The 25980-nt window shown below is 40.6% G+C and carries 19 protein-coding genes and 1 CRISPR repeat array; of the genes, 2 read left to right on the top strand and 17 right to left on the bottom strand.

Annotated elements, in window-relative coordinates:
* Entirely contained in the window at positions 1-276 is a 276-nt protein-coding gene (locus tag ACVR1G_RS01895; RefSeq protein WP_447451529.1) for a TIGR04197 family type VII secretion effector, read from the bottom strand.
* Positions 277-470: 194 nt separating this feature from the next.
* Here ACVR1G_RS01895 and relB point away from each other — a divergent pair, with 194 nt between their 5' ends.
* On the top strand, positions 471-806 hold the full coding sequence (gene relB / locus ACVR1G_RS01900; protein WP_447451530.1) for a type II toxin-antitoxin system RelB family anti-toxin: 336 nt from the start codon (positions 471-473) through the stop codon (positions 804-806).
* A 204-nt stretch (positions 807-1010) separates the two neighbouring features.
* Here relB and ACVR1G_RS01905 read toward each other — a convergent pair whose 3' ends face one another.
* Together ACVR1G_RS01905 and ACVR1G_RS01910 are read right to left on the bottom strand one after the other, a co-directional pair.
* Positions 1011-1916: an HAD family hydrolase gene (locus ACVR1G_RS01905; RefSeq protein ID WP_447451531.1), complete on the bottom strand. Its 906-nt coding sequence runs from the start codon at positions 1914-1916 to the stop codon at positions 1011-1013.
* Between the two features lie 61 nt (positions 1917-1977).
* The gene (locus ACVR1G_RS01910) at positions 1978-2175 is read right to left on the bottom strand and encodes a hypothetical protein (RefSeq protein ID WP_447451532.1); all 198 of its coding nucleotides are present in this window, start codon (positions 2173-2175) and stop codon (positions 1978-1980) included.
* A gap of 391 nt (positions 2176-2566) precedes the next feature.
* Here ACVR1G_RS01910 and lysS point away from each other — a divergent pair, with 391 nt between their 5' ends.
* Positions 2567-4057 carry a lysine--tRNA ligase gene (lysS, locus tag ACVR1G_RS01915; protein WP_447451533.1) on the top strand — a complete coding sequence of 497 codons (1491 nt, stop codon included), beginning with the start codon at positions 2567-2569 and terminating at the stop codon, positions 4055-4057.
* A gap of 616 nt (positions 4058-4673) precedes the next feature.
* On the opposite strand, the gene ACVR1G_RS01920 is transcribed toward lysS, so the two are convergent.
* The 14 genes from ACVR1G_RS01920 to ACVR1G_RS01985 form a co-directional block, all read right to left on the bottom strand.
* Positions 4674-5624 (bottom strand): sensor histidine kinase, encoded by a 951-nt coding sequence (locus ACVR1G_RS01920; protein WP_447451534.1) that lies wholly within the window; start codon positions 5622-5624, stop codon positions 4674-4676.
* Positions 5621-6289 carry a response regulator transcription factor gene (locus ACVR1G_RS01925; RefSeq protein ID WP_447451535.1) on the bottom strand — a complete coding sequence of 223 codons (669 nt, stop codon included), beginning with the start codon at positions 6287-6289 and terminating at the stop codon, positions 5621-5623. Before ACVR1G_RS01925 ends, ACVR1G_RS01920 begins: the two co-directional genes overlap by 4 nt.
* Positions 6290-6537: 248 nt before the next feature.
* On the bottom strand, positions 6538-8490 hold the full coding sequence (locus ACVR1G_RS01930; RefSeq protein WP_447451536.1) for an ABC transporter permease: 1953 nt from the start codon (positions 8488-8490) through the stop codon (positions 6538-6540).
* Position 8491: 1 nt separating this feature from the next.
* Positions 8492-9244, bottom strand: a complete 753-nt coding sequence (locus tag ACVR1G_RS01935; protein ID WP_447451537.1) for an ABC transporter ATP-binding protein — start codon at positions 9242-9244, stop codon at positions 8492-8494.
* A gap of 919 nt (positions 9245-10163) precedes the next feature.
* A CRISPR array of direct repeats spans positions 10164-12391; the repeat unit is 32 nt; unit sequence ATTTCAATCCACGCACCCGTGTGGGGTGCGAC.
* Between the two features lie 146 nt (positions 12392-12537).
* On the bottom strand, positions 12538-12831 hold the full coding sequence (gene cas2 / locus ACVR1G_RS01940; RefSeq protein WP_165209893.1) for a CRISPR-associated endonuclease Cas2: 294 nt from the start codon (positions 12829-12831) through the stop codon (positions 12538-12540).
* A 10-nt stretch (positions 12832-12841) separates the two neighbouring features.
* A complete protein-coding gene (cas1c, locus tag ACVR1G_RS01945; RefSeq protein WP_447451538.1) occupies positions 12842-13867 on the bottom strand; it encodes a type I-C CRISPR-associated endonuclease Cas1c in 1026 nt (341 codons plus the stop codon).
* Positions 13864-14535, bottom strand: coding sequence for a CRISPR-associated protein Cas4 (gene cas4 / locus ACVR1G_RS01950; protein WP_447451539.1), 672 nt, complete (start codon positions 14533-14535; stop codon positions 13864-13866). Before cas4 ends, cas1c begins: the two co-directional genes overlap by 4 nt.
* Position 14536: 1 nt before the next feature.
* Positions 14537-15412: a type I-C CRISPR-associated protein Cas7/Csd2 gene (gene cas7c / locus ACVR1G_RS01955; RefSeq protein ID WP_447451540.1), complete on the bottom strand. Its 876-nt coding sequence runs from the start codon at positions 15410-15412 to the stop codon at positions 14537-14539.
* A gap of 33 nt (positions 15413-15445) precedes the next feature.
* A complete protein-coding gene (gene cas8c / locus ACVR1G_RS01960) occupies positions 15446-17350 on the bottom strand; it encodes a type I-C CRISPR-associated protein Cas8c/Csd1 (protein WP_447451541.1) in 1905 nt (634 codons plus the stop codon).
* Entirely contained in the window at positions 17350-18087 is a 738-nt protein-coding gene (gene cas5c / locus ACVR1G_RS01965; protein WP_447451542.1) for a type I-C CRISPR-associated protein Cas5c, read from the bottom strand. The genes cas8c and cas5c overlap by 1 nt, the downstream gene beginning before the upstream one ends.
* An 85-nt stretch (positions 18088-18172) precedes the next feature.
* Positions 18173-20599: a CRISPR-associated helicase Cas3' gene (gene cas3 / locus ACVR1G_RS01970; protein ID WP_447451543.1), complete on the bottom strand. Its 2427-nt coding sequence runs from the start codon at positions 20597-20599 to the stop codon at positions 18173-18175.
* Between the two features lie 243 nt (positions 20600-20842).
* A complete protein-coding gene (locus ACVR1G_RS01975) occupies positions 20843-21826 on the bottom strand; it encodes a WYL domain-containing protein (RefSeq protein WP_447451544.1) in 984 nt (327 codons plus the stop codon).
* A gap of 76 nt (positions 21827-21902) precedes the next feature.
* A complete protein-coding gene (locus ACVR1G_RS01980) occupies positions 21903-22955 on the bottom strand; it encodes an ATP-binding protein (protein WP_447451545.1) in 1053 nt (350 codons plus the stop codon).
* A gap of 373 nt (positions 22956-23328) precedes the next feature.
* Positions 23329-25980 carry a valine--tRNA ligase gene (locus ACVR1G_RS01985; RefSeq protein ID WP_447451546.1) on the bottom strand — a complete coding sequence of 884 codons (2652 nt, stop codon included), beginning with the start codon at positions 25978-25980 and terminating at the stop codon, positions 23329-23331.

Raw genomic sequence — 25980 nt, forward strand, 5'->3', positions numbered from 1 at the left:
TCACAAAATTGAACGAATAGCCTGAGCCTGATGGGCATCAACAGTCTCAAATTCACTGGCAACACTGTGAATATTTGAAGAAGCATGACTCAGCAGTTCAGAGATCGCTTCTCGGGCTGATTTAACCGTCTCCAGCGCTTCATGCGCCTTAGTATTGCCGGCCACAGTCGTGGCGTCATCCCTGGCTACTTCACCCAGACCACCCAGCGCACCTCCCTTGGATGAAAACTGACTGGCATGCAATTGAGCGGCAGATAAACTACTTTTAATTTCCATAAATTAACCTTATTCTAACAATTTTTTCTATAAATAGCTTATTTAAAAAGTGATAAGAAAGACTTCTATTTCATAAACTATTGTCAATATTTTAACACTTATTCATATTTTGCCCAGTAGATCTATCCTTTTATAGACTGTTAAATATGCTTTTTAATCTATATCCTACTAGTAGTATTTTGGGAGATAAGTAAATGGATTTAGATCAAAAGATTGCAAGGAAAATTTCTCAAATTCGAAACGATTTGGGGATGACTCAAGAGGAACTAGCCGAATATTCCGAATTAGACGTTTCTTCTTTTGCCAAAATAGAACGTGGTGAACGTTCTAACATTAAAGTCAATACCTTAGAAAAAATTTTAAAGGGACTTAACCTCCTGCCTTCTGAATTTTTTAGTGAAATTGAAGATGAAAGGTCACGAACACATTTTTCTAGAAAACTTGAATTAGAATTTGAAAAGCTAAACGATGAGCAAAAGAAAATCTATTTTGACATCTTCCAAAAGATTTTAAGGGCTCATCATAAATAATGGATTAGATAAGGTCTAAAATATAAAAAACGAATAATTTACCGCTTTTTAAAGCAAAAAGGGCATATTATTCGTTTTTTTGTATAACTTTTATCATTTATGGATTATTATTCTTGAGTATTTTAAGATCATCAACTTTTTAGTGAACTCCATAATTTAACAGAGGAAGTTTAAGTATAAGAAATTTATTTAATGGTATCCTTATCAGCGTGTCGCATACTTCATCCGTAAGACTCGCTCTTGCTGCTTGCTTAGGCGTAAGAGGATAACAACCTTATCCACACTCATATTACTCTCTAACAAGCGCTCGGCTGCCATCATCAGGCCGTTTTCAATCCCCATTTTAAGGACGGGATTTTCCTTATCATTGGCATCAAAGAAGAACTTGCTGTTGGGAAGATCAAAGAGGATTTTTACTGCTCCAAAGAGTTGCTCAAAATTATCAATGGCAACATCATAAACAGGTTTGGTCCCCGACTTGAGCTTTCTGCCACGGTGATTGAACCACATAGCTTGCCAGCCGCTCTTTTTGGCACCAACAACATCATTGTCATACGAGTCTCCAACATAAAGCGTTGTAGCTGGGGTCATATCGAACTGTTCAGCCGCCAGATTAAAAATTTCTTTATCTGGCTTTTGGAAACCTGTCGCTTGACTGACCAAGACCCTCTTGGGATCGACATAGTCGTAGAGTCCCAGTTTGCGTACTTTTTTTAGCTGATGCTCAGTTGGCCCATTGGTAATGACTCCCATGGTTACCCCTTTTTCTTTTAGAAAATCGAGAGTCATCCGCATTTCGTCCAGCATGGTAATATTTTCTAATTCGTGCTCATACACTTCTTGGAAGCGGCTGCCTGCCGTTTCATCTATCTCGCGGTAGCCAAATTCTAAGAGGGTTTCCTTGCAGCGCCAAAAACGGAAGTACTCTGTTGTCCATTCGCCAGCCATGACACGAGGAAAACCGATGTCAGAATAATGACGGAACTTGATATAAGCTTGGTTTATTTGGCTCATGTCAAAGTCTGGAAAGCACTGCTCCATAGCTAAACGATAGGGAGCTTGCTGGTCATAAATAGTATCATCAACATCAAAAACAATAGAAGTAATCATGACAGACCTTTCGAATTTTATTCTTCAAAATTATACTACCTTTTTTAAAGATTGACAAACGCTAATTATCAGTCACAATATTACTAAAATCAGTCTTTAGGTCTTGATTTTCAATCTCTTTAATAGCATAACAGTTCCTGTTGGTATCTTGGGAGCAGAGAACTTCAGAATTATCAGAAGCATTAATCACAAAAAATGCAGCGATGAAGGCTAGTTCTATTGCCATACCAGCACCCATAACCACCCATAACCATCTCATCACTGCTAATCCTACTGTCATCCCGCCAGTGGACGAAAAAACTGACAGAAATCTGTTCATAAGCAAGCAATCAGGCTGCTTCATGTTTTTATCCTAAGCCATCACAAATCAGCTAACTCCTTTTTATCAGGATACAAAGCCGTTAAGCACTCCAAAGAAAAATAGGGAACCTGACGAGGAATCAGCGAGATTCTGAGCAGGTGAGTCTTTTTTCACAGGAGTGTAGGCATGTTCAATTTATCAAGATACAAAGCCGTTAAGCACTCCAAAGAAAAATAAGGGCAAATACTGATTGCCACCTGCTGTGCGCAAGGTTTAAAAATGACCAAGTCTCTACTATTAAGCGAAAAATTATGATAAAATATTATGGAGTAACTTCTGGAGGAAAAACATGTCACAGCAACATCATGAAGAATTAAATGACCAAGAGCTTGTTCGCCGAGAAAAGATGGCGGCGTTGGCCGAACAGGGAGTCGATCCTTTTGGAAGGCGTTTCGATAGGACGGCGAACTCTGCCCAGCTAAAAACAAAATATGATAGCAAGTCTAAAGAAGAGTTGCATGAGCTTAACGAAACCGCTACTATTGCCGGTCGCCTCATGACCAAGCGTGGTAAGGGGAAGGTCGGCTTTGCTCATATCCAAGACCGCGAGGGGCAAATTCAGATTTATGTCCGCAAGGATGCCGTTGGTGAAGAAAATTACGCTATCTTCAAGAAGGCCGATTTAGGTGATTTTCTTGGTGTAGAGGGGGAAATCATGCGAACCGATATGGGGGAACTCTCTATCAAGGCTACGCACATTACACATCTGTCTAAGGCCCTGCGTCCCCTGCCTGAAAAATTTCACGGCTTAACAGATGTGGAAACTAAGTACCGCAAGCGCTACTTGGATCTGATTACCAATCGTAACAGCTTCGAACGCTTTGTCACTCGCTCACAAATCATTTCTGAAATTCGTCGTTATCTGGACAGTCTTGACTTCTTGGAAGTTGAAACACCTGTTCTTCACAACGAGGCTGGAGGGGCAGCGGCTAAGCCATTTATTACCCACCACAACGCTCAGGATATGGACATGGTACTGCGGATTGCAACCGAACTCCACCTCAAACGCCTGATTGTCGGTGGTATGGAGCGTGTTTATGAAATTGGCCGAATCTTCCGCAACGAAGGAATGGATGCTACCCATAATCCTGAATTCACCTCCATTGAAGTCTATCAGGCCTATGCAGATTTCAATGATATCATGGATTTGACTGAGGGGATTATCCAGCATGCTGCTAAAGCTGTTAAGGGAGACGCTTCTGTTGTCTACCAAGGTACTGAAATCAAAATCAACGAGCCCTTCAAACGCGTACATATGATTGATGCTATCAAGGAAGTAACAGGAGTTGATTTCTGGCAGGAAATGACTTTGGAAGAAGCTCAAGACTTGGCACGAGAAAAAAATGTCCCACTAGAAAGGCACTTTACATCTGTCGGACATATTATCAATGCCTTTTTTGAAGAATTTGTTGAAGAAACACTTATTCAGCCAACCTTTGTCTACGGACATCCAGTTGAAGTCTCTCCTCTGGCTAAGAAAAATGCAGATGATCCGCGCTTCACCGATCGTTTTGAACTCTTTATCATGGCCAATGAATACGGCAATGCCTTTACCGAGTTAAATGATCCAATTGATCAGTTAGAACGTTTCAAGGCTCAGGCAGCTGCCAAAGAACTTGGTGATGATGAAGCCACTGGTATCGACTATGATTATATTGAAGCCCTTGAATACGGTATGCCGCCAACAGGCGGACTGGGCATCGGTATTGACCGTTTAGTTATGCTTTTAACAGATACAACTACCATCCGCGACGTATTGTTGTTCCCTACGATGAAATAAATTCAAAGAGGTTGAGACAAAAGTTCTCAACCTTATTATTTGGTCAATTTTATTTGCTAGGCGCAGTGATTGACATCCAATTCTATGAACGTTAGTTCATCTTATCTCCAACCTCCAAAGGTCCGGGGGACCTTTGGAGCTATGTGGAGGTGGGTTAAAAAGAAGCTGGGACAAAAGTTCCTGCTTCATTTAATTTATTTCAGATATAGCAGTTTGACGCAGTGGTTGATTGGAGGTCCTTATCCCTTGCCTTGCAAGTGATAGCGGCCATCCTAATCAACTGTGCGGAGGTGGGACCACAAAATCGAAATCGTCATAAAATGACGATTTACCGATTTTTGTCCCACTCTCTTTTTAATTGAGAAATAAAGCTTGCAAGGCAAGTGGCAAAATGCTCCGATGGAGTTTGGCAGTCTGGGGATAGACTGCCAAAGCCTGCCACCTAAAAACAGGAAAGTGGCAGAGGCCTAAGCCTTAAGATAAGAGAGCGAGGAAAATCAAAATCGTGATTTTATCACGAATTATTGATTCCTGTCCCACTCTCTTTATTCTCTAAGTCATATAAAAACCGCGATTGAATAACGAGCAAGCGCGGCTTTGTTTTTTGTGATAAAGATTATGCTTTTGTAATTCGAACACTGGTACCTTGGCCGACTTGGCTGCTGATGGCAATCGTCAGTCCTAGGCTGTCCAATATCTGTTTGGTCATGTAAAGACCAAATCCAGTGGCCTTCTGGTGCTCATGACCATTGTAACCCGTAAAGCCTTCTTCAAAAAGTCTAGGCAGATCCTCCGGCAGAATGCCCATACCTTGGTCACTGACGGTCACGCTTTGGTCGGTCATTGTAAGGGTGATTTGGCTATTTTCATGAGAGTATTTAATAGCATTGTCCAGTATCTGGGCTAGAGCAAAGGTCAGCCATTTTTTATCTGTCTTAACCCGCCAGTCCCCATCAATAGACACTGATAGATTTTTAGCAAGGCAGAGGGTGCGATAGGTCTTGATAAGGTCGACAGCCAACTCACGTACCGAGATAAGCTCAAAGCGAAAGTCATCATTATGCTGACTGAATTTAAGGTAGGCCAGCAAGGTATTGAGATAGTTCTGCAGCCGTTGAAGCTGCTGCTCGACCTCGTTTTTATCCAGCTGCTGGGTTTGAGCCATGAGCGATAAGGCAGAAATAGGAACTTTCATCTGGTGGGACCACATTTTTATCATAGCTTCCAAACGGTCGCGTTCTTGCACCGCCTCCAATAGGAGCTCAGCCTCTTTGGCCTTTAAATTAGCGATAATCGCCTGATAGGCTCGATCGCTAGGGGACTGCCATCTTTTAAAATCCGCTGGCTCAAAATTAATTGTAGTAATATTTAGTTGTTTTAGCTTACTATAAAAACGGACATAAAGCCAGAGGCTGAACCCTAACAAAATAACGATATTTAAAGCTAGACTATTGATAAAATACTCCAAAGGCAAATGATAGAGCCAAAAGGTCAGGCAGAACAAACCAGCCGTAAGTCCATAAATCAGATACCAGAGGCCGTATTCTTTGATGAACTTCCTAATCATTTGAGTAAATACCCTATTCCTCTCACCGTATGAATATGATTAAAATCCAAAGGGCTTATCTTCTTGCGCAAGCGGGTCATATTAACACTCAAGGTATTTTGATCAATAAAACTCTCGTTTTCCCAGAGCTTTTCCAGCAGCTCTTCCTTGGAGACCACCTGATCTTTGTGAGACAGTAAAATTGCTAAAATTTTATTCTCTGTCGGCGATAAGGTAACCTGCCTGTCACCATTAGACAAAAGACCGTCACGTGTTAGGCTAAAATTGCCTATATGCAGAACATCAGCTGTAAACTGCTGAGCCCGGCGCAGGAAGGCGGAAATTTTAGCATCCAAAAGAGGCAGTGAAAAAGGTTTAGCAATAAAATCGTCACCGCCCATATTGAGCGCCATGACCATGTCCATCTCATCATCACTGGATGATATAAAAATAATAGGAACAGTCATAGACTTGCGAATCTCTGTTGTCCAATAAAAGCCATTGAAATAAGGCAATGTAATATCCATTAAGATAAGATCCGGTTTAAAATCTTCAGCTTCCCGGCGGACATCACGAAAATTGCGGACACTGGCTACCTGATAGCGATCAGACAGGTGCTGGCTAAGCAGCGAGACAATGGTCTGATCATCTTCAACCAGATAGATTTTCTCTTGCGGCTGAGTCATAAATTTCCTTTCTGAAAGATGAGTGTGTAAAGGCTATAACATTTGTCATACTAGCTTTTTCACGGAATACAAAGTTCTTTGGCCCTCCCCAAAACTAATACGTTCGACGAAGAAGGGCCAAGATTATAAGAAGGCGGATTTTTTTCGCAGGATTACAAGTGCATTCAGTTTATTTTAACATAAAAGAACCTGAGACGAAAAGATCGATCTAGGTTCTTGAAATTTTAATCTTAATAACCTCTTGCTCTTCAGCGTTCAATCAGACGATAATAGGTGCGGCTGGTCAGGCGATAAATGATAAAGTAAATCAAGGCGATAAGCGCAACCGTTATAAGACTGACAAGGTAGACCAGATTGGATCTGGTTACACCGAAAGCTAGAAGCAGCTGCTTGAGCATGGGAATAGCCATCACAAAGTGCAAGGCAGCAAAGGCTAAAGGCATAAAGAAGACGAGGATAATTTGTGAATTGATGGTCTTTTTTACCTGCCCTTCACTCATACCGACTTCTTGCAAGATACGATAGGACTTCTTGTCTTCATGCCCTTCAGAATACTGTTTGTAATAGATAATCAGAGCCAATCCTAAAATAAAGCTGCTGCCTAAAAGGACACCGGTGAAGAGCAGCCCACCAAAGAGCTTATACCCTTCTGCCAGATAAGCTTGGCGCGTGTCCAGACGGCCCGCATCTTTACTCTGGCCGATAGCAATACCATTTGGTGCAACTTTTTTTATTTCCTTATCAGACAGATCCAAGTAGGCCGTATACGTTTCACTGAGCATTGTCATCTTAGATAAATAAGGTTTGTAAGCTGCTACTATAGCTTTAGCCTCTTGACGATCAGCGACGACCAGAAGGCCTGGATTATAGGTATTAGCAAGGTCTGGCATCTGGACATCTTTAAAGTTCTTGACGATATCATAGTGCCGTCCTAATAAATCGAGGTTTTTTAGCCGACTGTTACCCTTTTGGATAAAGAAGGCTGCCTGCTTCTTTTTGAGGTGGGGGAGGTCATTGCCTAGTTTTCGGAAATCCTCCTGTGTCAGGATATAGACAAACCCCTGTTGGCTAACATCTTTTAGGACATCCTTATCGGTTACCCGCATAGATTTTTGAGTGCTTAGGGGCATAAAAATTGTACTCGTGGTGTAGTCCATAAGATCCTTATCCGATTTGTCCAGCTTATCTAGGACATCAGCCTGCAGACGCTGCCGTCCTTCACCATCCTTAGTGTAGTAGGTAATTTTGGCAGATTTTGGATAAACCTCGCTGGCTACATTTTGAGTATTGCTGTAGAGGGATACTGTCGTGCCGATGGTAACCAGAGCCATGACTGCCAACAAGGTAATACTGGCTAGACCTGTCGCATTTTGCTTCATGCGAAAGATCATCTGCGAGGTGGTAACAAAGTGCTCGGGCTGGTAATAATAGTCCTTATCTTTACGGCGGTGCTTGAGGTACCAGGTCATAAAGCTGATGTAAAAAAGATAGGTCCCAACGATAACCAACAAGACGGCAATAAAGAAGCGATACAGTACCGTGAGAGCCGCAGAATTGGTAGATGTTAAAGCCAGATAATAAGCCCAACCCAGTGACAGCAGCCCAGCTGCCGCCAAGATAATATTGCCTCTAGGTTCTTTTTCTCCCTGCTCCTGCTTACTGAAGAGGTTTAAAGGAGAGGACTTTCTAATATGCCAGAGGGCTGTTAACTCCAAGACCAGAAAGATCCCTGCAAAAATAATAATCGTCAGAATAAAGGGCAGGATAGTCAGCTTTAAATTAAGCTTGTCATAGTTGATAATATTGACAAAGATGAGATAGAGAAATTTAGAGAAGACCGCACTGAAGACCGAGCCTAGAAGGATTAACCCTAAAAAGATCATTCCCAATTCCAGCGTCGCTATCAGTCCAACTTGGGCTTTATTCATCCCCAACATATTGTAGAGTCCGAATTCACGGCTGCGCTGCTTAAGTAAGATCTTGTAGCTGTAGCGCTCCATGATAAGAGAAAAGATGGTCAGGACAAAAATGCCTAAGACCAAGGTGGTAGCCCCGGTGCTCATTCCTTTCCCCATAGGACTGAGCAGAATCAGCCATGACGAACACAGCAAGGAAAAGAGCAGAAGGCTTGCCAACATAAAGGGACCGTACTGACTTATAGAATTTTTGAGATTGCGGACAGCCATTTTAAGATAGAACATCCTACTCACCTCCTAACAGGGCTGACATGGTTAGCGAGATTTCCTTGCTGAAATCCTTGTTAGTCTTATCACCACGGTAGAGCTGATGGAAAATTCGGCCATCCTTAATAAAGAGCACACGTTTAGCGTGACCTGCGGCATTGGCTGAGTGGGTTACCATAAGTAAGGTCTGACCATCTAAATTAATGGTTTCAAATAGGTTGAGCAAGTCTTCAGAGTTGCGGTAATCCAGAGCTGCGGTCGGTTCATCAGCCAGCAGAACCTGCGGATTGGCCATCAGACTTCTGGCCACTGCTACCCTTTGCTTTTGCCCACCAGATAGCTCAAAAGGGCGCTTGTCCAATAAGTCTTGGATCTTGAGTAAAGGAGCCAGTTCATTTAAACGGCGATTCATTTCCTGATAGGGCTTGCGATCCAAGACCAGAGGCAAAAAGATATTGTCCCTTACAGACAAGGTATCCAGCAGGTTGAACTCCTGAAAGACGAATCCTAGATTCTTGAGACGAAAACTAGCCAGCTGGCTCTCCTTGATTTTGGTAATATCCTGACCATTGAGCATAACTGAACCTTCCGTTGGCTTTTCTAAGGTCGCCAGAATATTGAGCAGGGTAGTCTTGCCAGAGCCCGACTCCCCCATAATGGCGATAAATTCGCCATTGTCAATCTTAAAATCAACATCCTGCAGCGCATGGGTCTCTTCCTTGGAGAAGCGCGTGCGGAAAATTTTCTTGAGATGATTAATTTCTAACAGCATGTGGTATCCTCTTTTCTATTTATTATAACCTAAGAACCAATCAGCTGAAAGCTGAATTGACCTAACGGTGCTTCTTTATCTTTAACCATCTTTAGTTTACCGAAAATTTCCCCCTTGAACCTTACAATCGCTCTCTAATTTCTTACAGTTTTGTAAGAAAAAAAAAATCAGTCATCGCCGTTTTGAGGATAATAAAAACAAGCCCAGTAATAAGTAATAAAGGCTCTATAATTTCTATAATGGGTAAATCCCACCGCAAGAATTACGGAACTTTTTGAGTATGAAAAAGTTCCATATGATACTTATAATGAACAGCGATAAAACTCACATTAGAAAAGCTCATATGGAACAACTCTATCTCACTACAGAATTGCTTGGAATTAAAGATCAAAGCATCAAAATCATCTACGCTCTTCAGCACCATTCCTACATTGAAGTGCAAGCAAGCAGGCTGACCACCCTTCTTAAGAGACGTTTCCAGTGTTAACCCTATCAATGAGTCGTGGTTTCAGAGACCAAAGTCAAGGTAGCTGAGCTCCTAACGAATGACGTCACCCTAACAGACAACGTTTGTAGACTACGTATCTCAACATAAACCGTCTACCGAGAGCTTGATCCCAATTCAAAGAAGGTTTTGACGAGTTCTCAGATATCCTACCTGAAATAAATTCCACTTCAAGGAGCAAAGGGCAGCTAGCTTTTATCGCTCAGGATTTCCATACTAATAGCATTATCACCATCCTAGAAAGCAGGTCTCAAACTACTATCTATAACTATTTCCTCAAGTATCTGCTCAAAGTCAGAATGCAGGCTAAGGTCACCACCATGGATAAGTCTGGTGCTTACAAACTCTTTGGTCACCCACTATAAGTCGACAATGAGCCGATATACTCCCTATAGTAAACAGCGAAAAACAGAAATTTCAATTCACGCACCCGTGTGGGGTGCGACGCAGGATTGCCTGCCTTGTTTGTAAATCAGCATATTTCAATCCACGCACCCGTGTGGGGTGCGACCTTCCGCAAATAAAAAAACATCATGCAAAAAAGAATTTCAATCCACGCACCCGTGTGGGGTGCGACCTAAGACAACTAATAAATTTGCCAACAAAACCAAATTTCAATCCACGCACCCGTGTGGGGTGCGACTTAGCTTCCAAAGGCACACCATACAATAATGATTATTTCAATCCACGCACCCGTGTGGGGTGCGACTTGTAGTTTACTTGTTGTTTGGGAATCGCTTACCATATTTCAATCCACGCACCCGTGTGGGGTGCGACAATTTCAACATGCGATCAATAAGCCAGTGGATAGCATTTCAATCCACGCACCCGTGTGGGGTGCGACACGATTTGGCGGCAATACAAGTCAAGCACTAGCTATTTCAATCCACGCACCCGTGTGGGGTGCGACGAACTGGAAGTTGACTACAAGCCATTATATTCAGGATTTCAATCCACGCACCCGTGTGGGGTGCGACAAAATAAATGTGTTGGCTATAGCTTCAAATCCCATATTTCAATCCACGCACCCGTGTGGGGTGCGACAAACACAGCCTTAGTTTTAGGTTATGGCAAGGATATTTCAATCCACGCACCCGTGTGGGGTGCGACCTAATTGACAAGCACAATATGTCTGTCAGAAAAATTTCAATCCACGCACCCGTGTGGGGTGCGACGCAGTAGTTTAGTAGGGCGGTTGACTGCACAACCTATTTCAATCCACGCACCCGTGTGGGGTGCGACGATCGGTTAGATTTTGACAGATAATTTTTTTAAGTATTTCAATCCACGCACCCGTGTGGGGTGCGACAAGACGGTAAAGCATATGCCCCAGAAAGAAACGATATTTCAATCCACGCACCCGTGTGGGGTGCGACATGACAAGATGGCTAAAGACGGTGACAAAGGAATATTTCAATCCACGCACCCGTGTGGGGTGCGACAGATCATGGAAGCTAGTCAAAGATCTAGTATCTATTTCAATCCACGCACCCGTGTGGGGTGCGACGGCTTGACGATGGCCGCATAGAAGTTACTCAATCATTTCAATCCACGCACCCGTGTGGGGTGCGACTTGGTTAAAAGGGTTATTAGTGATAATACCAACAATTTCAATCCACGCACCCGTGTGGGGTGCGACCAAAAACGGAGGGGTGATGACGGATTACGACTGCGATTTCAATCCACGCACCCGTGTGGGGTGCGACGATATTAAGCGGATAACTGGTCTGACTAAAAGAATTTCAATCCACGCACCCGTGTGGGGTGCGACCATCGTCGGCGAGGCCGAGGAGGACAGGTCCCGATATTTCAATCCACGCACCCGTGTGGGGTGCGACGAAAGCGCCGTAAAGCCTCTGCAATGTATTACTTGATTTCAATCCACGCACCCGTGTGGGGTGCGACAAAAACAACGGTGTATGGGAAGCATGAAGGCATTATTTCAATCCACGCACCCGTGTGGGGTGCGACTACCAATGGTTCGAAATAGAAAGATTGAGCATGAGCTAATTTCAATCCACGCACCCGTGTGGGGTGCGACAGCAGCTTCTCGTACGATATTTAACACTTTTAATTATTTCAATCCACGCACCCGTGTGGGGTGCGACGCCGGAATTTTTAGATGCTGTAAATTCATTGATATTTCAATCCACGCACCCGTGTGGGGTGCGACTCATCATTGCCAACCCACCATTTTCGACAGGCGATTTCAATCCACGCACCCGTGTGGGGTGCGACCTCTTTCCCTAAAACGACACTTAGAGATCCCAAAGGGCGATTTCAATCCACGCACCCGTGTGGGGTGCGACAGCAGCTTCTCGTACGATATTTAACACTTTTAATTATTTCAATCCACGCACCCGTGTGGGGTGCGACGATTTCAACTGACTCACATTAGCTGATACAGTGATTTCAATCCACGCACCCGTGTGGGGTGCGACTTTGTTCTTGCCTGAGAAGTGAGAGGGCAGGCAAATTTCAATCCACGCACCCGTGTGGGGTGCGACCCCAGATGGGTTTTGATGCTGCTCCACCAAGATAATTTCAATCCACGCACCCGTGTGGGGTGCGACGGGCGTTACTCTTGGCCTGATGACCATTACCATAGCAATTTCAATCCACGCACCCGTGTGGGGTGCGACAGCGCGTAGTTGCACCGTTTGTGGCTAAATGTTATTAGTCACTGATAGTATTCTATCAGTAAAAAACACTTTTTGCCACTCAGTTCTGTATTTTTGTGCGCGAGTGCCCTAGGTTTTGATGTGCAACCTAGGTTCGCACTCAAGTTTTATAAAAGTAATATCCCCGCATCAGGGTCATAACTGTCGTTTCGCCCAAGGGTTTCTACACGGTTTTGCCAATTCTTGCCAAGAAGATAAAATCGTATGCTATCTGATTCTTGGTCAATGATTGTCAACAGTTTATTTTTTATTTCGACAAATTCAGCCGGTGTCACAGAACATTCAAAGACTGAATGTTGCACGCGCTGACCATAATCGACACAGAGCTTCGCAACGTGACGGAGACGTTTCCTGCCTGCAGCAGTCTCTGTATTCACATCATAAGTCACTAAAACCATCATAAACTGACTCCTAAATTAAGAATGGCGGATAGGATTCCAATTCCCCACGAATTGCTTTAGTCAATAGCTGAGCTTGAACATAAGGCAAGAGCATTAACTTGACTTTTTCCTTAGTGAAAGGATGTTCAACTTCTGTATGCTTACGCTTCTGCCATGCTTCAATAAAAATAGCACGGCCTTTTTCTGTTAGAATAACACTGCCATTTTCCTTGATGTCCAAATGCTTTTTATTTAATTGCCCTTTGTTTATCAGCGAAAAAACAAATCTATCAACAATATAAGAACGAAATTCTTCCACCAAGTCCAGAGCTAGACTAGTACGACCCGGCCTATCTGTATGGTAAAATCCAACATAACTATCCAATCCAACTGCTTCTAAAGCCGATTGGCATTCGTAAGTCAGCAAACTATATCCAAATGACATCAGAGCATTGACGCAATCCCGTGGTGGTCTTCGTGTCCGGCCGTTAAATTTAAAAGTTTCTTTATCCGTTAGAATTAATTCATTGAATGCCCTGAAGTACTGATTGGCTGCTTGGCCTTCAATTCCCAACAAAGTTTCCTTGTCAGGTGCAGATTGAATTTGCTCCAAAGCCCAAGTCAATTCTGTATTGATATCTTCAAATAATTGAGTGTCAATCTTATCACGGTGATCACGCTTAAAACGAAGTAAATATTTTCTGGAATTAGACACCTTCGCTAAGATGAAGCGCTTAGCGTATTCCGTCGAAAGATCATGATCCGCTAAGCGATAATGCTCACGTCTGAGCAAAACGTTGCCATTGGTCGGACCTACAAAACGACCGCAAAAACGACCTTGAGGTGTATGAAAAGAAAGGTTAATTTGATTTTTTGCACAAAGTTCGATCAAAGATGGTGAGGCACCTAAGTATGAAAAGCAAACAATGCCATCAATAATCCGATAAGGAAAACGACTAACAACCTTTCCCTCCTGTTTGACAACAATATTATCCCGCTCACGCGTTAAATAAAAGTTATCTTGCGTGAGATATAAAGTATTTAGCAATTTTTTCATAAACTATCCTCACTTGCTAAAGACTGTTTAATGTAATTGTCCACATTGCGAGACTTCTTACTTAGACGTGGTTTACAAATATCCACTAAAGAGCACAAAGGGCAATTTTTAAAATACTCTGCCTTATCTATGATTTTATTATCATAATAATAATGCATTTGTTCAGCTAAATCAAAAACTTTTTGGCGCAATTCTTCAGTGATTTCAATTATCTTCTTTTGATTCACGCTGTGGTAGTAAAGACAGCCAGTCTCAATCTGACACCCAAAAGTTTCCTCAAGGCAAATAGTCTGCGCTACCAATTGAACAATATCGCGAGTATCTCTTTTAGGTTTCCCCCGTTTATATTCAACAACACAGGGTAGCCACTTCCCTCGTTTGCCATTTAGAACAATACCATTGTCATTTTTATGAAATTCCACAACATCAAGAATGCCATAAAGACCAAGCATTTTTGATGAGACATGCATAGCTCGTGAAGTGATAACATCTTTTCGTTTTTCCTTAATATAGGGATTATCTGCCTTTTGGTGCAAAATCTGCCCATGGGCTGTTGCTTCATTGTCAGCCCATTGCTGCTCAATATGGATCAATCCCCATTGCCTTTTACAAAATTGGAAGTGCTGAATTCCCGATAACATCAGATAATCATTTTCTGAATAGACCATATTAAAGTCCTTCTAAAATATCAACTTTCAATCCTTTAGCTTCATAGTCTGTCAGTTTTTCTTGGTTGAGATGGATAGCATAGTCTTCATAGCTATCTTTGTCCTGCTTTTCTTTATCGGATTCTAACAAATCAAAAATACGCGCACTAGATACATTCCCTAACTTACTGCTATGCATAAACCAAAAGACCTCACGCACACGCATTGACCCTTCAGGACGAGCCGATGATGCATCGTTTTCAAAAAGACTAACGAGCGCTTCTCTAATCACCTCAGCATCTTCATCAGAAAATCCGGTTTTTTCAGCAAAATAAGCATTAATTGATCCTTTAATCACATAGACTCCATAATCCACAAAATGTTTCATTCCCATAGTGCTAGATTCTAACTCAGTTTTGCTATCCAATTCACTATTTGTACTCTTGGTAATTTGCACACTTTGAGATACAACCGTTTCTAAACTTTTCGCCCAAGAAATAGATACAGGTCCTCGAACATTTGCAGCAGAATAACCGTCAAAAGCAAATACTTGTCCGAAGCTACGTACATCAAGCCACTCCGTATTTATTTGGTTTAAAAAATTTTCAACAGATTTTTTCTCCTTTTTACCTTTCTTAGCAGTCTCGAAAAAGTTTTTGGCCTCTAGACGGTTTTTTAATGAATAAATATTATCATCAACCCTATCCCTAGATTGGACAAAGATTTCATGTCCCATGTCTTGCATACGGTTTCTGATTTTACGCTTAATCGAAACATCACTCATCAAACCATAACCCTTAGCATCTGTTCTTGGCATATTCCCTGATAAGGGATCTCCATTTGCATTAGCTTCTCTCACTTCAACGGTCACCATAAAATCAATTTTGTGTTCTAGCATATCTTATTCCTCGTTTTCTTTAGTTTGTTTAGTCTAATAAAATTGCTTTTCAGCATAGTAGCCAAAGATAAATTTATAGTCTAACGGTTGATTGATACTTTTATCCTCCATAATAGGTGATAAGAGTTGAATAATTTCCTTTAGTTCATTCTCCAATTTTCTCCAATAACCTATTTCATTAACCTGTAAATAGTTAATACAATAGCGAACTTTACTATCTAAAACTGTCATTAGCGTTGCAGGTTGGGTAGTATATGCGGACCAATAACGTTCAGCATTAGTAATTCTCTGATTCCGATTCTCTTTATCGGGATCTTTAGATTTGTTATATAGTTCTTCAATCAACTCATAAATAGCAAGTAGACGTCCAAATAGATAAGAACGATCTGTTTCTTGATGGTCTAACATTGGTGTAAATTCCTTTCCATATTGTTTATGTAAAATCGCTAAGCTAACGTTTTGTACTTGATACCATTGGTTCGGATACCTTCGACGCTGTTTGATGTTGTTTTCTAACTTCTTGACAATACTACTAGGGATTTGTTTTCCATCAATCAATGCTGTCACCAACTGTTGGTATAAATCACTTTTGAAGCTATCATTATCTAATTTCAAGACTATCTCACGTTCCTGGCCCTTGCGCTCTTCACGCTCAACACCATAGGCGGCCAAAATAACCTCATTAAAACTTGGTGTTTTTTGGAAATCAATACCATCTTTTTTTCTGACTTCCCAAGAATACTGGCTCTGCCATTTATCAAGATTTTTCAAAAGGTCTGAACCCTGTAAATGACGAAAGTATTCAAGAGCAACACGCCCTTTTGACTTTTGTTTTATAATGGCAACATAATAAGTTGACGCGTCACTAAACTGTTTTGGCCCATGAATAAATGACTGGTTAATACTTCTGTTTGTTTGACCGACTATAAACTTTAGACGATTTTCTAGATTATCTTCATCAAAAGAAATATCCCAATCTTCATCAAAAACACCAGCCACCTCCTGAGGTTCGGTCAGTTTTAGCTGGCTTTGATTAGTTAAATCATCGCTAAACCAGTTGATGAGATGCTGACCTGTTCCTAGACTCGTATGAGTATCATCGTTTTCCAAGAGGAATTTAGCCATAAGATGAATTTTCTCTGAAGTATCATATCCTATTCTTATAACATCATTTGGATTTGTGAAACGTCCCAAATAGTTCTCTTTCGCTGTACTATCACTCCCTGAAATAAGCTTTAAATTACTAATAAAATAACGATGGTCAGAAGTGCTTAAAGGAGCGCTCTTCTCTCCACTGATGTTACATATTATATTTTTCTCATGGTAGGCATTGACATATCGGATATAATCTTGATGCAATTCCAAATAATTCGTTACAGAAACTGTCTTTGAACTAATAAAATCAGCTATTCGAAATTCAATATAACAATTTTTGAAGTCTATTGATTTCTTACCAATTTTAACCTTCAAACCCTCTCGTTCATAGTTTTTTCCATAAATAGACTTAAAAATCTCATCCTCGAAATTTTCTTTACTCAAATAAGATTGAATAGTTTTTAGAAATCGTTTTATTTCCGGATTATCTGTAAATTCAATCCAATTGGCTAGTTGAGAATTATACTTATCATTATACAATTGATTTATAGTGGGAGTTAGATATTTCATTTCATCAACTAATGGATGTGGATCTGTATTACTAGATCTAGCTACAGATTTAAAGGTAACCGGAAAGATAATCACATCTCCATCAGCCAATATGGTTGCCTTCATCAGTTGTCCTGTTTTATTTAATTGAACAGAAATAATATTTTTCCCATTTGAGCGCTTGCTATCGTGATAAATCGGTAAAAGAATTGTTCTAGACTTTTGAGTATTATCAACCCACCCATCCGTTTCTGCCGATTCATAGGTCTTCCACAGTGAGGTTAAAAAGTTCATCAGCGCCCTCCTTCTTCTCTAGCTTTATCCGCTTGATAAAGAGTGAATTCTTCATCGACTGGTTTGACTTGTCCTGCTGCCTTAAATGCATAACTAGACAGTGTGTTCATAATCTCGCATTCTTCTTGTTCTTTGAAACGTATTATACCTTCTTCCATAACTGTCTTGGTAAAGTAAGAACGTAATGGCTGCGTTTTATCCGTTGGATAAGCAAACGAATGAAACATGATACCAAAGTCAATCGTTTGATTAGCATAGTATGTTTCTGCGTGTTCGTATTCTTCTTGGCTAACTTCATCGACTAACCCTAAGCACTCACTCGTACCCAAAAAAACATTACGACGCCCCCCTTTTTTTATGGAGCGTGCCATAATAGCCTCATGCTTATTGGGTAAACGATCATTAACCAAATCAGGGCGATTTTCATTCCAGGTAAAATAAAATTTAACCAAATATTCCACATCGCTGAGATAAGAAACATAGCTTAAATCCGCCTCATAGTTAGCAAGTAATGCCCTAACACCATGTAACTCTGTTTGAATTTGATTGACTACTTTAACTTCAGTTACGACATTTCGTATAGTCGGCTTATAGTAAACAGAATCAACAATTCCTTGCAAGGCCTGACGAGTTGGTATAGCGTAGCTTGACCTCTCTCCACCTCCCTTAGTAGCCGGATTTGTAAAAAGAGCTAAGTCCCCCTTGACTCGCAAATAAAAATTTCTCGATCTGTACAATGTCCTTTCCTCCAATCTTCCTTATTTTCACAACATTCAGTAAAACGCTTTCATTTTAGTCCTGATTTGCATAAAAGTCAATCTTCTAAAAAATCAAATTAACATTACTGGTATCTTTTTTAATCCCAGCTACATCATCATAATATTCTTCTTGCAATATAAAAATTTGTCCATTTAAGTATGCTCTTGTCACTTTTAGAAGCTCATCATGTTCCCTAAGATTGACAGTATAAGGCTGCAATTGTTTTAGTTCCTGTTTAATTTCTAACAACTCCTGACCAACTGGATAGGGATTCTCTGATAATTTTTCTTCTAAAATAGTTAGTTGATCAGCGGCATCCCCATAAGAAACTAAAACACCAATACTCTCATCTTTGATTAAGTCCATCTTTTGTCCAGCTCTTTTGAACGACTGCCGTAATTTACCTGATGTCAATTGTGTAGAATAGGTGTTCTGACTAAGGTAATCATAGATTGACTCATTATCAGATATCGGATAATCCATCTGAATTTTATTGTCAGCATAATATTTTTCAAAAAAGTCAACATTCAAATCAGTGACATTGATGGGTGATGTTTTCTGGAATAAAATGGCTTCTGTTGAATCTTTTTTCTGACGAATTTCTTTCAGATAAGTTAGAATTTCTTCTTCATCAAATAGATTAACCAAGGTTACTTGCCCCATAGTCCGTTTGCCCTCACGATTGCACCGACCTGCCGCCTGTACAATAGAATCAATACCAGCATAAGAGCGAATCACACGTTCAAAATCCACATCCACACCTGCTTCAATCAATTGTGTACTCACACAGATGAGAGGAATATTTTGAATTAATTCTGACTTTATTTTTTCAATAATATCAAAGCGATGTTGAGCACACATGTTTGTAGAAAGCTGATAGAGTGGCCTGTCAGTTTGTTCCTCCAAAAGTTGATATAATTTTGCAACAGCTGGCTTAGTATTCAATATAATAAGTGTGGACTGATTATTCTCTATAATGGCAGCTGCCAATTCATTCAGAGTCACTTTATTATCATTGTCATCAAACTTTCGTAATTCTGTACGAGTAAATACTTTTTGCTCTGATTCCGTAAGCATCACAATATCAGGCAGTTCTGCATTTTCCCCGCCATAAACTAATCGATGGGAAATCTTCCTAGAATCATAGATAGGTTGGGTTGCCGTACAAAGCACAATCATTGCATTCATCACTTGACAAAGAAAATTCATCGTCAAATTAAAAAGTGTGGTAACTTCTATGGGTAACGATTGTACTTCATCTAAAATCAAAACACTATTCGTCAAATTTGAAAATCGCCTAATATTGGCAGACTTTGTTTTAAATAATGTCTGAAAAAATTGAACCATGGTCGTTAGCACAACTGGACTATCCCAGCTATCCGTTAGATACTGCGCTTGCAAATTTTGGCATGTTTCATCGCCAAATCCATCATAGCTCCCATCCTGTTCCTGAACTATATTTGAATGATGCTCAAGAACGCCATCCTTGCCAATAATCTTCTTAATAGCTGAAGCATTTTGTTCCAAAACAGATAAAAAGGGTGTCATATAGAAAAAACGTTTTTTATGCTGATGTCGCATTTGATGAACAGCATAACGCAGACTCAAATTAGTCTTTCCAGCACCTGTTGGTAGATTTAGACGATAGATTCCACTTGAGTCTTCAATTCCACGCCGCTTAACACGTTCACCAATCACTGTGCGGACACGGTTTAATTCTGTTTTAGGATTTCCAAAACTAGCATATAAATCCTCAACTGATTTGTAATAAGACTCTTGCAAAGTCTTGTATTCCTCAGGATTAAAAGGCTCTAATAATAAATCATAGGCATTGATAGTATCTAGAATATCTGCATTTTTTAGAAAAGATAGATACAATCTAACAAAGCAAGAACAATAAAAATCACGCTCGCTGTTATCTTGTACAGAGAGGCTGCTCCAAGCTTTCTGAAAATTTTCGAAAGCCTTATCTATTAAATCGTTTAAATTCAGATAACCATATTTTGGCAATTGTTTTTCTAGTACCTGAGCAAATCCCACAACATCACTTGTAAAATGGTAATCTTCCATCTTTCTTCTAATGCGATAGTGTAATTTATTATTATCAAATAAACTACTATTTTCAGTATCATTGGACATCGGAATATCATACATACCATGATGAGCAGAAATAACATAGGCTACTATATCATTAAAAGTAGATATTAACCATCTATCTACCTCTAAAGCCTTTGCCGCTTGTTGTACCATACGAAACAAATACTTAGCGCCAGCATAGGAATGGTCAACATGCATAGCAGGATTCTTGGTTAATTTATCTTGGAATTTTTGATCGGCTTTTCCTAGATCATGATAAAGGCCTAGCAAAAAAAGCAAATCTCCCTGCCCAATAGAGTCAGCATCTTCCCTTGCTTTGTTAGCTACATTAAAAGAGTGTTCCTCTAATGACTGCTTCTTACCTGTTTCATGTTCATAATGTGCTAAAATCATTCATCCACCTCACAAACTACTTATATAAACAAATCGACACTTTAAATAAACAATATCGAAATGATTCGTATAGGCCTATATCCTTTCAACATCTAAAGTATATCAGAAAAACACATTAAATAAACATGTTTTTTCGGCGTCTTAGTTTAAATTACGTATTCTATATAACTTTTCCCTTAAAAATACAAATAGAAGCACATAAAATATGTACTTCTACTTGAATCTCAAAAGATATTTTCCGTATTAATCATAGTTATTTTTTATACTTTTTATATCCAGAAATATAAAATCTCCATCGAAACGTTGAATATATTTCTGAAAACCAAATAAACTCAGGGTTTCTATCTCATAGACAATACCACTTTCCAACTCATTAACGATTTTCAATTTTGGAATATCCGCCTCTAATACATCCCTAAATTTACCCGTATACTTAAACTGAATCTTCACCCATTTCTGATCAGAAAACATTGAGAAAGTCTGGTATCGAACCTGTTCATCCTTAATAAGTCGTTTTCGTTCTTCTTCAGTTAGTGAAAAAGCGGAATCTACAGTAGATTTATGAATGGTTTTAAATCTATCCACCCGAAAATACCTTAATTCCTGCAGTTTATATTGACTCTTAAAATTCTCATCTAATTTGTAAGAAATGCAGTAAAAATAATGACTATCAAAAATAACAGAAATGGGCAAAACAATGTACTCTTCAATCTTGCTAGAGGGTTTTGCATAGCTAAAAGCTAGTGGACGCTGATCAACAATTGCATCAAAAATAGCGGAAATAATCGGCAAAATAGTCTTATTAGATTCTCGATAAAACTTTAATTCCTGATAACTATTGAGTTCAAACTGAGTTAATTTCTTAATTCTTGTACGTTCTTTATCATCAACTGCGCGTTCTACAAAAATATTAATGATTTCAGAGACTTCATCTTTTCGTAAGGCTCGGCTTTCCAATAAGATTTTTGAGAGAATAACTGCTTGATTATACTTTAAATTTCCATACCCTTGTTCATAGTCCGCATAATAGCAAGCATATTTTCGTGAAAATTTGATGTGCATGTTAGGGCGCAATTCTTTTAAATTGGCTTTCAGTTCGCTGATATCTTCTTTCATTGTCCGATCAGTAATCTTGAACTTAGACAGATACGCATCCTTATCGATCTGATTTCCCTTTTCTAACTCAGACATAAAATAAAGTAATCGTTTCGTCTTTGACTCAGCCATATCATTTAACCTCGCTATTTCTTTATGCAAATTATTCTATTACAAACGGTCTAATTAATATCATGGTGTTATTGCTCTACTCCAACCCTTCATACTCTAAGATAAAGTTACTTAGGCGGGGCAGAGTTAAGGATATATGACCGTATTCAGACGTATTGATGAGACCTTTTCGTTTGAGGCGCTCGCGGTATACAGACATGAGACTTGGGGTGAATTTAAGAGCCTCTCTTAGATCCTTAGTGCGAATCTTTGAGTGTTTAGACAGGACTGTAAGGACTTTTTTATCTTGATCTGAAAGCTCTGACCAGATCTTTTGATAGACATAACTCTGTAAGGTTTCATCGTAAGCTTCAAGCAGGGCTTTACGATTATCTAAATAGTTGCGATTCTTCCAGCAGAGATAGCCTAGAGTTTGGAATGCAAAGGAATATCCAGCAGTCAAATTAGCCATGTCTATAGCTTTTTCATCTGTAAGATTGAAAATCTCACGGTAACGCTTCTTGATAGAAATCTTGTCTAGTGGAGCTAGATCCAGTCTAGGCGAACGGTAAAGAAAGGTAAGTGTGGCATCATTCTGCAACTCATAGATATTCTCATAGAGCCCCGTCATAAGTAGAAAAATAGGATAATCCTCACGTATCAAAAGCTGAAAACTACTGGTAAAAATCTTCATGGTCTCAGTTTTTGTTACTTCATCTATAGTGACAAGAACTTTCTTATCCAACAATTTGACTTGAGCCAGCATTTTCTCCAACGCCACTTCAATATCATTGATCGGAGGCACATTCTCTATAGCAGCACCAATACCAAATAAAGTAAGATTGAACTTAGCTTTGATAAATAACTGATGGAGTTCTGGAATGTCATAAAGTTTGGCAACTAAACTCTCAAGTAAGTCGCGATTAGGATTAAGATTGATAACAATCCAGTCACCGGACTCCCTTAAACTATTAGCAATAGCCGTCATGGTTACTGTCTTACCCGATCCGCGTACACCGGTTATAAGATAGGATTGGGAGGCGGAATTCTCTTCATTAAAGTCATTTATAACCGATTGAATCTCAGATGTTCGAGAAATGAAGGTATAAGGGCGTTTTCCAAAGCCCAATGTAAAAGGATTAGCTGCCATCTAAATTCTCCTTATATTAAGATATTAAAGCTATAAAAGCAGTGGGAATTTAACTTGCAAAAAAGTAATCTATTAAATTCTGAACTTTTATGCCAAGCTCAATTAGCAAGGTATAAAGGGTACCTATGGATTAGGTAAAATAAAAGATTCGACAAAAATAGTTACATCTAAGAAAGTTGCATCCAGAAAGAAGCTATCTTTTTTATACAGTCGAACACCCTTGCCCGATTATATAACTTCCACTTTATTATATAACTTTATATAACTTCCACTTTATTATATAACTTTATATAACTTTTTCCAAATTTAAGGTGATTATCCATAGATTAAAAAACCCCATGCTCATTTTGAACATGGAGCTTATAAACTAATCTTATTTTTCAAGCTTCTCCATCTCTTTAATCCGCTCTACTGTCGCGTCATACTTAGCTTGGTAGTCGGTTTGTTTGTCGCGTTCTTTTTGGACGATTTCTGGTTTGGCGTTAGCGACGAATTTTTCGTTGCTGAGTTTTTTGCCGACCATGTCCAGTTCTTTCTGCCATTTAGCTAGCTCTTTGTTGAGGCGTTCTAACTCTTCTTCTACGTTTAGCAGGTCTGCCAGAGGCAGGAAGATTTCGGCGCCTGTGATAACGGCTGACATGGCAAGATCTGGTGTGTCAAGAGTTGAGCTGATTTCAAGTTTTTCAGGATTGGTGAAGCGTTTGATATAGTTGACATTGCTGTTAAAGAATTTTTCCAATTCGCTGTCGCTGGTTTTGACAAGGATAGTGATTGGTTTGCTTGGTGCTACGTTGACTTCGGCACGTGCATTTCGAACACTACGAATCAAGTCTTTGAGGCTTTCCACACCTTTATGCGCAGCTTCATTTTCAAAAGCAGGGTTAACGGTTGGGTAAGTTGCTGTCACGATTGAGCCCTCAGCGTATTGTCCAAAGATTTCCTCTGTTACAAACGGCATGATTGGATGCAGCAGACGCAGAATCTTGTCCAGTGTGTAGAGGAGGACTGAGCGCGTGATGATTTTTTCGTCTTCATTGTCGCTGTAGAGGACTTCCTTGGTCAACTCCACATACCAGTCGGCGAATTCATCCCAGATGAAGTTATAGAGGAGATGACCAGCCACACCAAACTCAAACTTGTCAAAGTTTTCCGTAACCTTGCTAATCGTTTCATTGAGATTATGGAGAATCCATTTGTCTGTGACATTGCCCGCTGTCCCTGCAGAAACCTTATCAACATTGGCTGTCGCTTGATCTAGGGTGAGACCTTCATTGTTCATAAGGATATAGCGGGAAATATTCCAAATCTTGTTAATGAAATTCCAAGCGGCGTCCATCTTTTCATAAGAGAAACGCACATCCTGACCTGGCGCAGAGCCGTTTGAAAGGAACCAGCGCAGAGCGTCAGCACCGTATTTGTCAACAACATCCATTGGGTCAATCCCATTACCGAGAGATTTAGACATCTTACGACCCTGTTCATCACGAATAAGCCCGTGAATCAGGACATTCTTGAAAGGACGGCGGCCAGTGAATTCCAGAGATTGGAAAATCATGCGAGACACCCAGAAGAAGATGATATCATAACCTGTGACAAGGGTTGAGGTTGGGAAGTAACGATTGAAATCTTCTGAGTCCGTGTCCGGCCAGCCCATGGTTGAGAATGGCCAAAGGGCAGAGCTGAACCAAGTATCAAGGACATCTTCATCTTGTGTCCAGCCGTCGCCTTCCGGTGCTTCTTCTCCGACATACATCTCGCCGTCCGCATTGTACCAAGCAGGAATTTGGTGGCCCCACCAGAGCTGACGGGAGATAACCCAGTCGTGAACATTTTCCATCCATTGGAGGAAAGTATCGTTAAAACGAGGTGGGTAAAAGTCCACTTTGTCGTCTGTGTCTTGGTTGGCAATGGCATTTTTAGCCAGCTGATCCATTTTGACAAACCATTGGGTGGACAAGCGTGGTTCCACCATAACACCTGTGCGTTCTGAGTGACCGACCGAATGAGTCATTTTTTCAATTCTCACAAGGGCACCGATTTCCTCTAATTTAGCAACCGTTGCCTTGCGAGCCTCAAAACGATCCATGCCAGCAAATTCACCAGCCAGTTCATTCATAGTTCCGTCGTCATTCATAACATTGACTTGCGGCAGATTGTGACGCTGACCGACCAGGAAGTCGTTAGGGTCATGAGCCGGTGTGATTTTAACGACACCTGTACCAAACTCTGGATCCGCATGCTCGTCAGCAACGATTGGAATTGGCTTGTTAACGATTGGCAGGATAACATTTTTGCCAATTAAGTCCTTGTAACGCTCATCGTTTGGATTGACAGCGACAGCTGTATCCCCAAACATGGTTTCTGGACGGGTGGTTGCGACTTCCAGAGTGCGAGAGCCATCTTCCAGCATGTAGTTCATGTGATAGAAAGCACCCTCAACATCCTTGTGGATAACTTCGATGTCAGACAAAGCTGTGCGGGCTTTAGGATCCCAGTTGATAATAAATTCACCACGGTAGATCCAGCCCTTTTTATAGAGTTCTACGAAAACCTTGCGGACCGCTTTAGACAAACCTTCATCAAGGGTGAAACGTTCACGTGAGTAATCGACAGAAATTCCCATCTTGCCCCACTGCTCCTTGATGGTTGCGGCATACTCGCCCTTCCATTCCCAGACCTTATCCAAGAATTTCTCACGGCCGAGGTCGTAACGGGAAATCCCGTCTTCAGCCAAGCGGGCTTCGACCTTGGCCTGTGTGGCGATACCCGCATGGTCCATGCCAGGCAGCCAAAGGGTATCAAACCCCTGCATGCGCTTCTGACGGATAATAATATCTTGAAGCGTCGTGTCCCAAGCGTGTCCCAAGTGCAGTTTTCCCGTCACATTTGGCGGCGGAATCACGATCGAATAAGGCTTAGCTTTCTTATCGCCTGACGGCTTGAAAACATCTTCCTCAAGCCATTTCTGATAGCGACCAGCCTCAACCTCAGCTGGATTGTATTTTGGTGAAAGTTCTTTTGACAT

The organism is Streptococcus dentasini (assembly GCF_053206945.1).

Excerpts from the sequence above, each read along its gene's own strand:
- cas4 (WP_447451539.1), bottom strand. The coding sequence starts at position 14,535 with ATGGTCTATTCAGAAAATGATTATCTGATGTTATCGGGAATTCAGCAC.
- cas1c (WP_447451538.1), bottom strand. The coding sequence starts at position 13,867 with ATGAAAAAATTGCTAAATACTTTATATCTCACGCAAGATAACTTTTAT.
- cas3 (WP_447451543.1), bottom strand. The coding sequence starts at position 20,599 with ATGATTTTAGCACATTATGAACATGAAACAGGTAAGAAGCAGTCATTA.
- ACVR1G_RS01980 (WP_447451545.1), bottom strand. The coding sequence starts at position 22,955 with ATGGCAGCTAATCCTTTTACATTGGGCTTTGGAAAACGCCCTTATACC.
- ACVR1G_RS01905 (WP_447451531.1), bottom strand. The coding sequence starts at position 1,916 with ATGATTACTTCTATTGTTTTTGATGTTGATGATACTATTTATGACCAG.
- cas7c (WP_447451540.1), bottom strand. The coding sequence starts at position 15,412 with ATGCTAGAACACAAAATTGATTTTATGGTGACCGTTGAAGTGAGAGAA.
- ACVR1G_RS01895 (WP_447451529.1), bottom strand. The coding sequence starts at position 276 with ATGGAAATTAAAAGTAGTTTATCTGCCGCTCAATTGCATGCCAGTCAG.
- relB (WP_447451530.1), top strand. The coding sequence starts at position 471 with ATGGATTTAGATCAAAAGATTGCAAGGAAAATTTCTCAAATTCGAAAC.
- ACVR1G_RS01975 (WP_447451544.1), bottom strand. The coding sequence starts at position 21,826 with ATGGCTGAGTCAAAGACGAAACGATTACTTTATTTTATGTCTGAGTTA.
- ACVR1G_RS01935 (WP_447451537.1), bottom strand. The coding sequence starts at position 9,244 with ATGCTGTTAGAAATTAATCATCTCAAGAAAATTTTCCGCACGCGCTTC.
- lysS (WP_447451533.1), top strand. The coding sequence starts at position 2,567 with ATGTCACAGCAACATCATGAAGAATTAAATGACCAAGAGCTTGTTCGC.
- ACVR1G_RS01910 (WP_447451532.1), bottom strand. The coding sequence starts at position 2,175 with ATGAGATGGTTATGGGTGGTTATGGGTGCTGGTATGGCAATAGAACTA.
- ACVR1G_RS01925 (WP_447451535.1), bottom strand. The coding sequence starts at position 6,289 with ATGACTCAGCCGCAAGAGAAAATCTATCTGGTTGAAGATGATCAGACC.
- ACVR1G_RS01985 (WP_447451546.1), bottom strand. The coding sequence starts at position 25,980 with ATGTCAAAAGAACTTTCACCAAAATACAATCCAGCTGAGGTTGAGGCT.
- ACVR1G_RS01930 (WP_447451536.1), bottom strand. The coding sequence starts at position 8,490 with ATGTTCTATCTTAAAATGGCTGTCCGCAATCTCAAAAATTCTATAAGT.
- ACVR1G_RS01920 (WP_447451534.1), bottom strand. The coding sequence starts at position 5,624 with ATGATTAGGAAGTTCATCAAAGAATACGGCCTCTGGTATCTGATTTAT.
- cas2 (WP_165209893.1), bottom strand. The coding sequence starts at position 12,831 with ATGATGGTTTTAGTGACTTATGATGTGAATACAGAGACTGCTGCAGGC.
- cas8c (WP_447451541.1), bottom strand. The coding sequence starts at position 17,350 with ATGAACTTTTTAACCTCACTGTGGAAGACCTATGAATCGGCAGAAACG.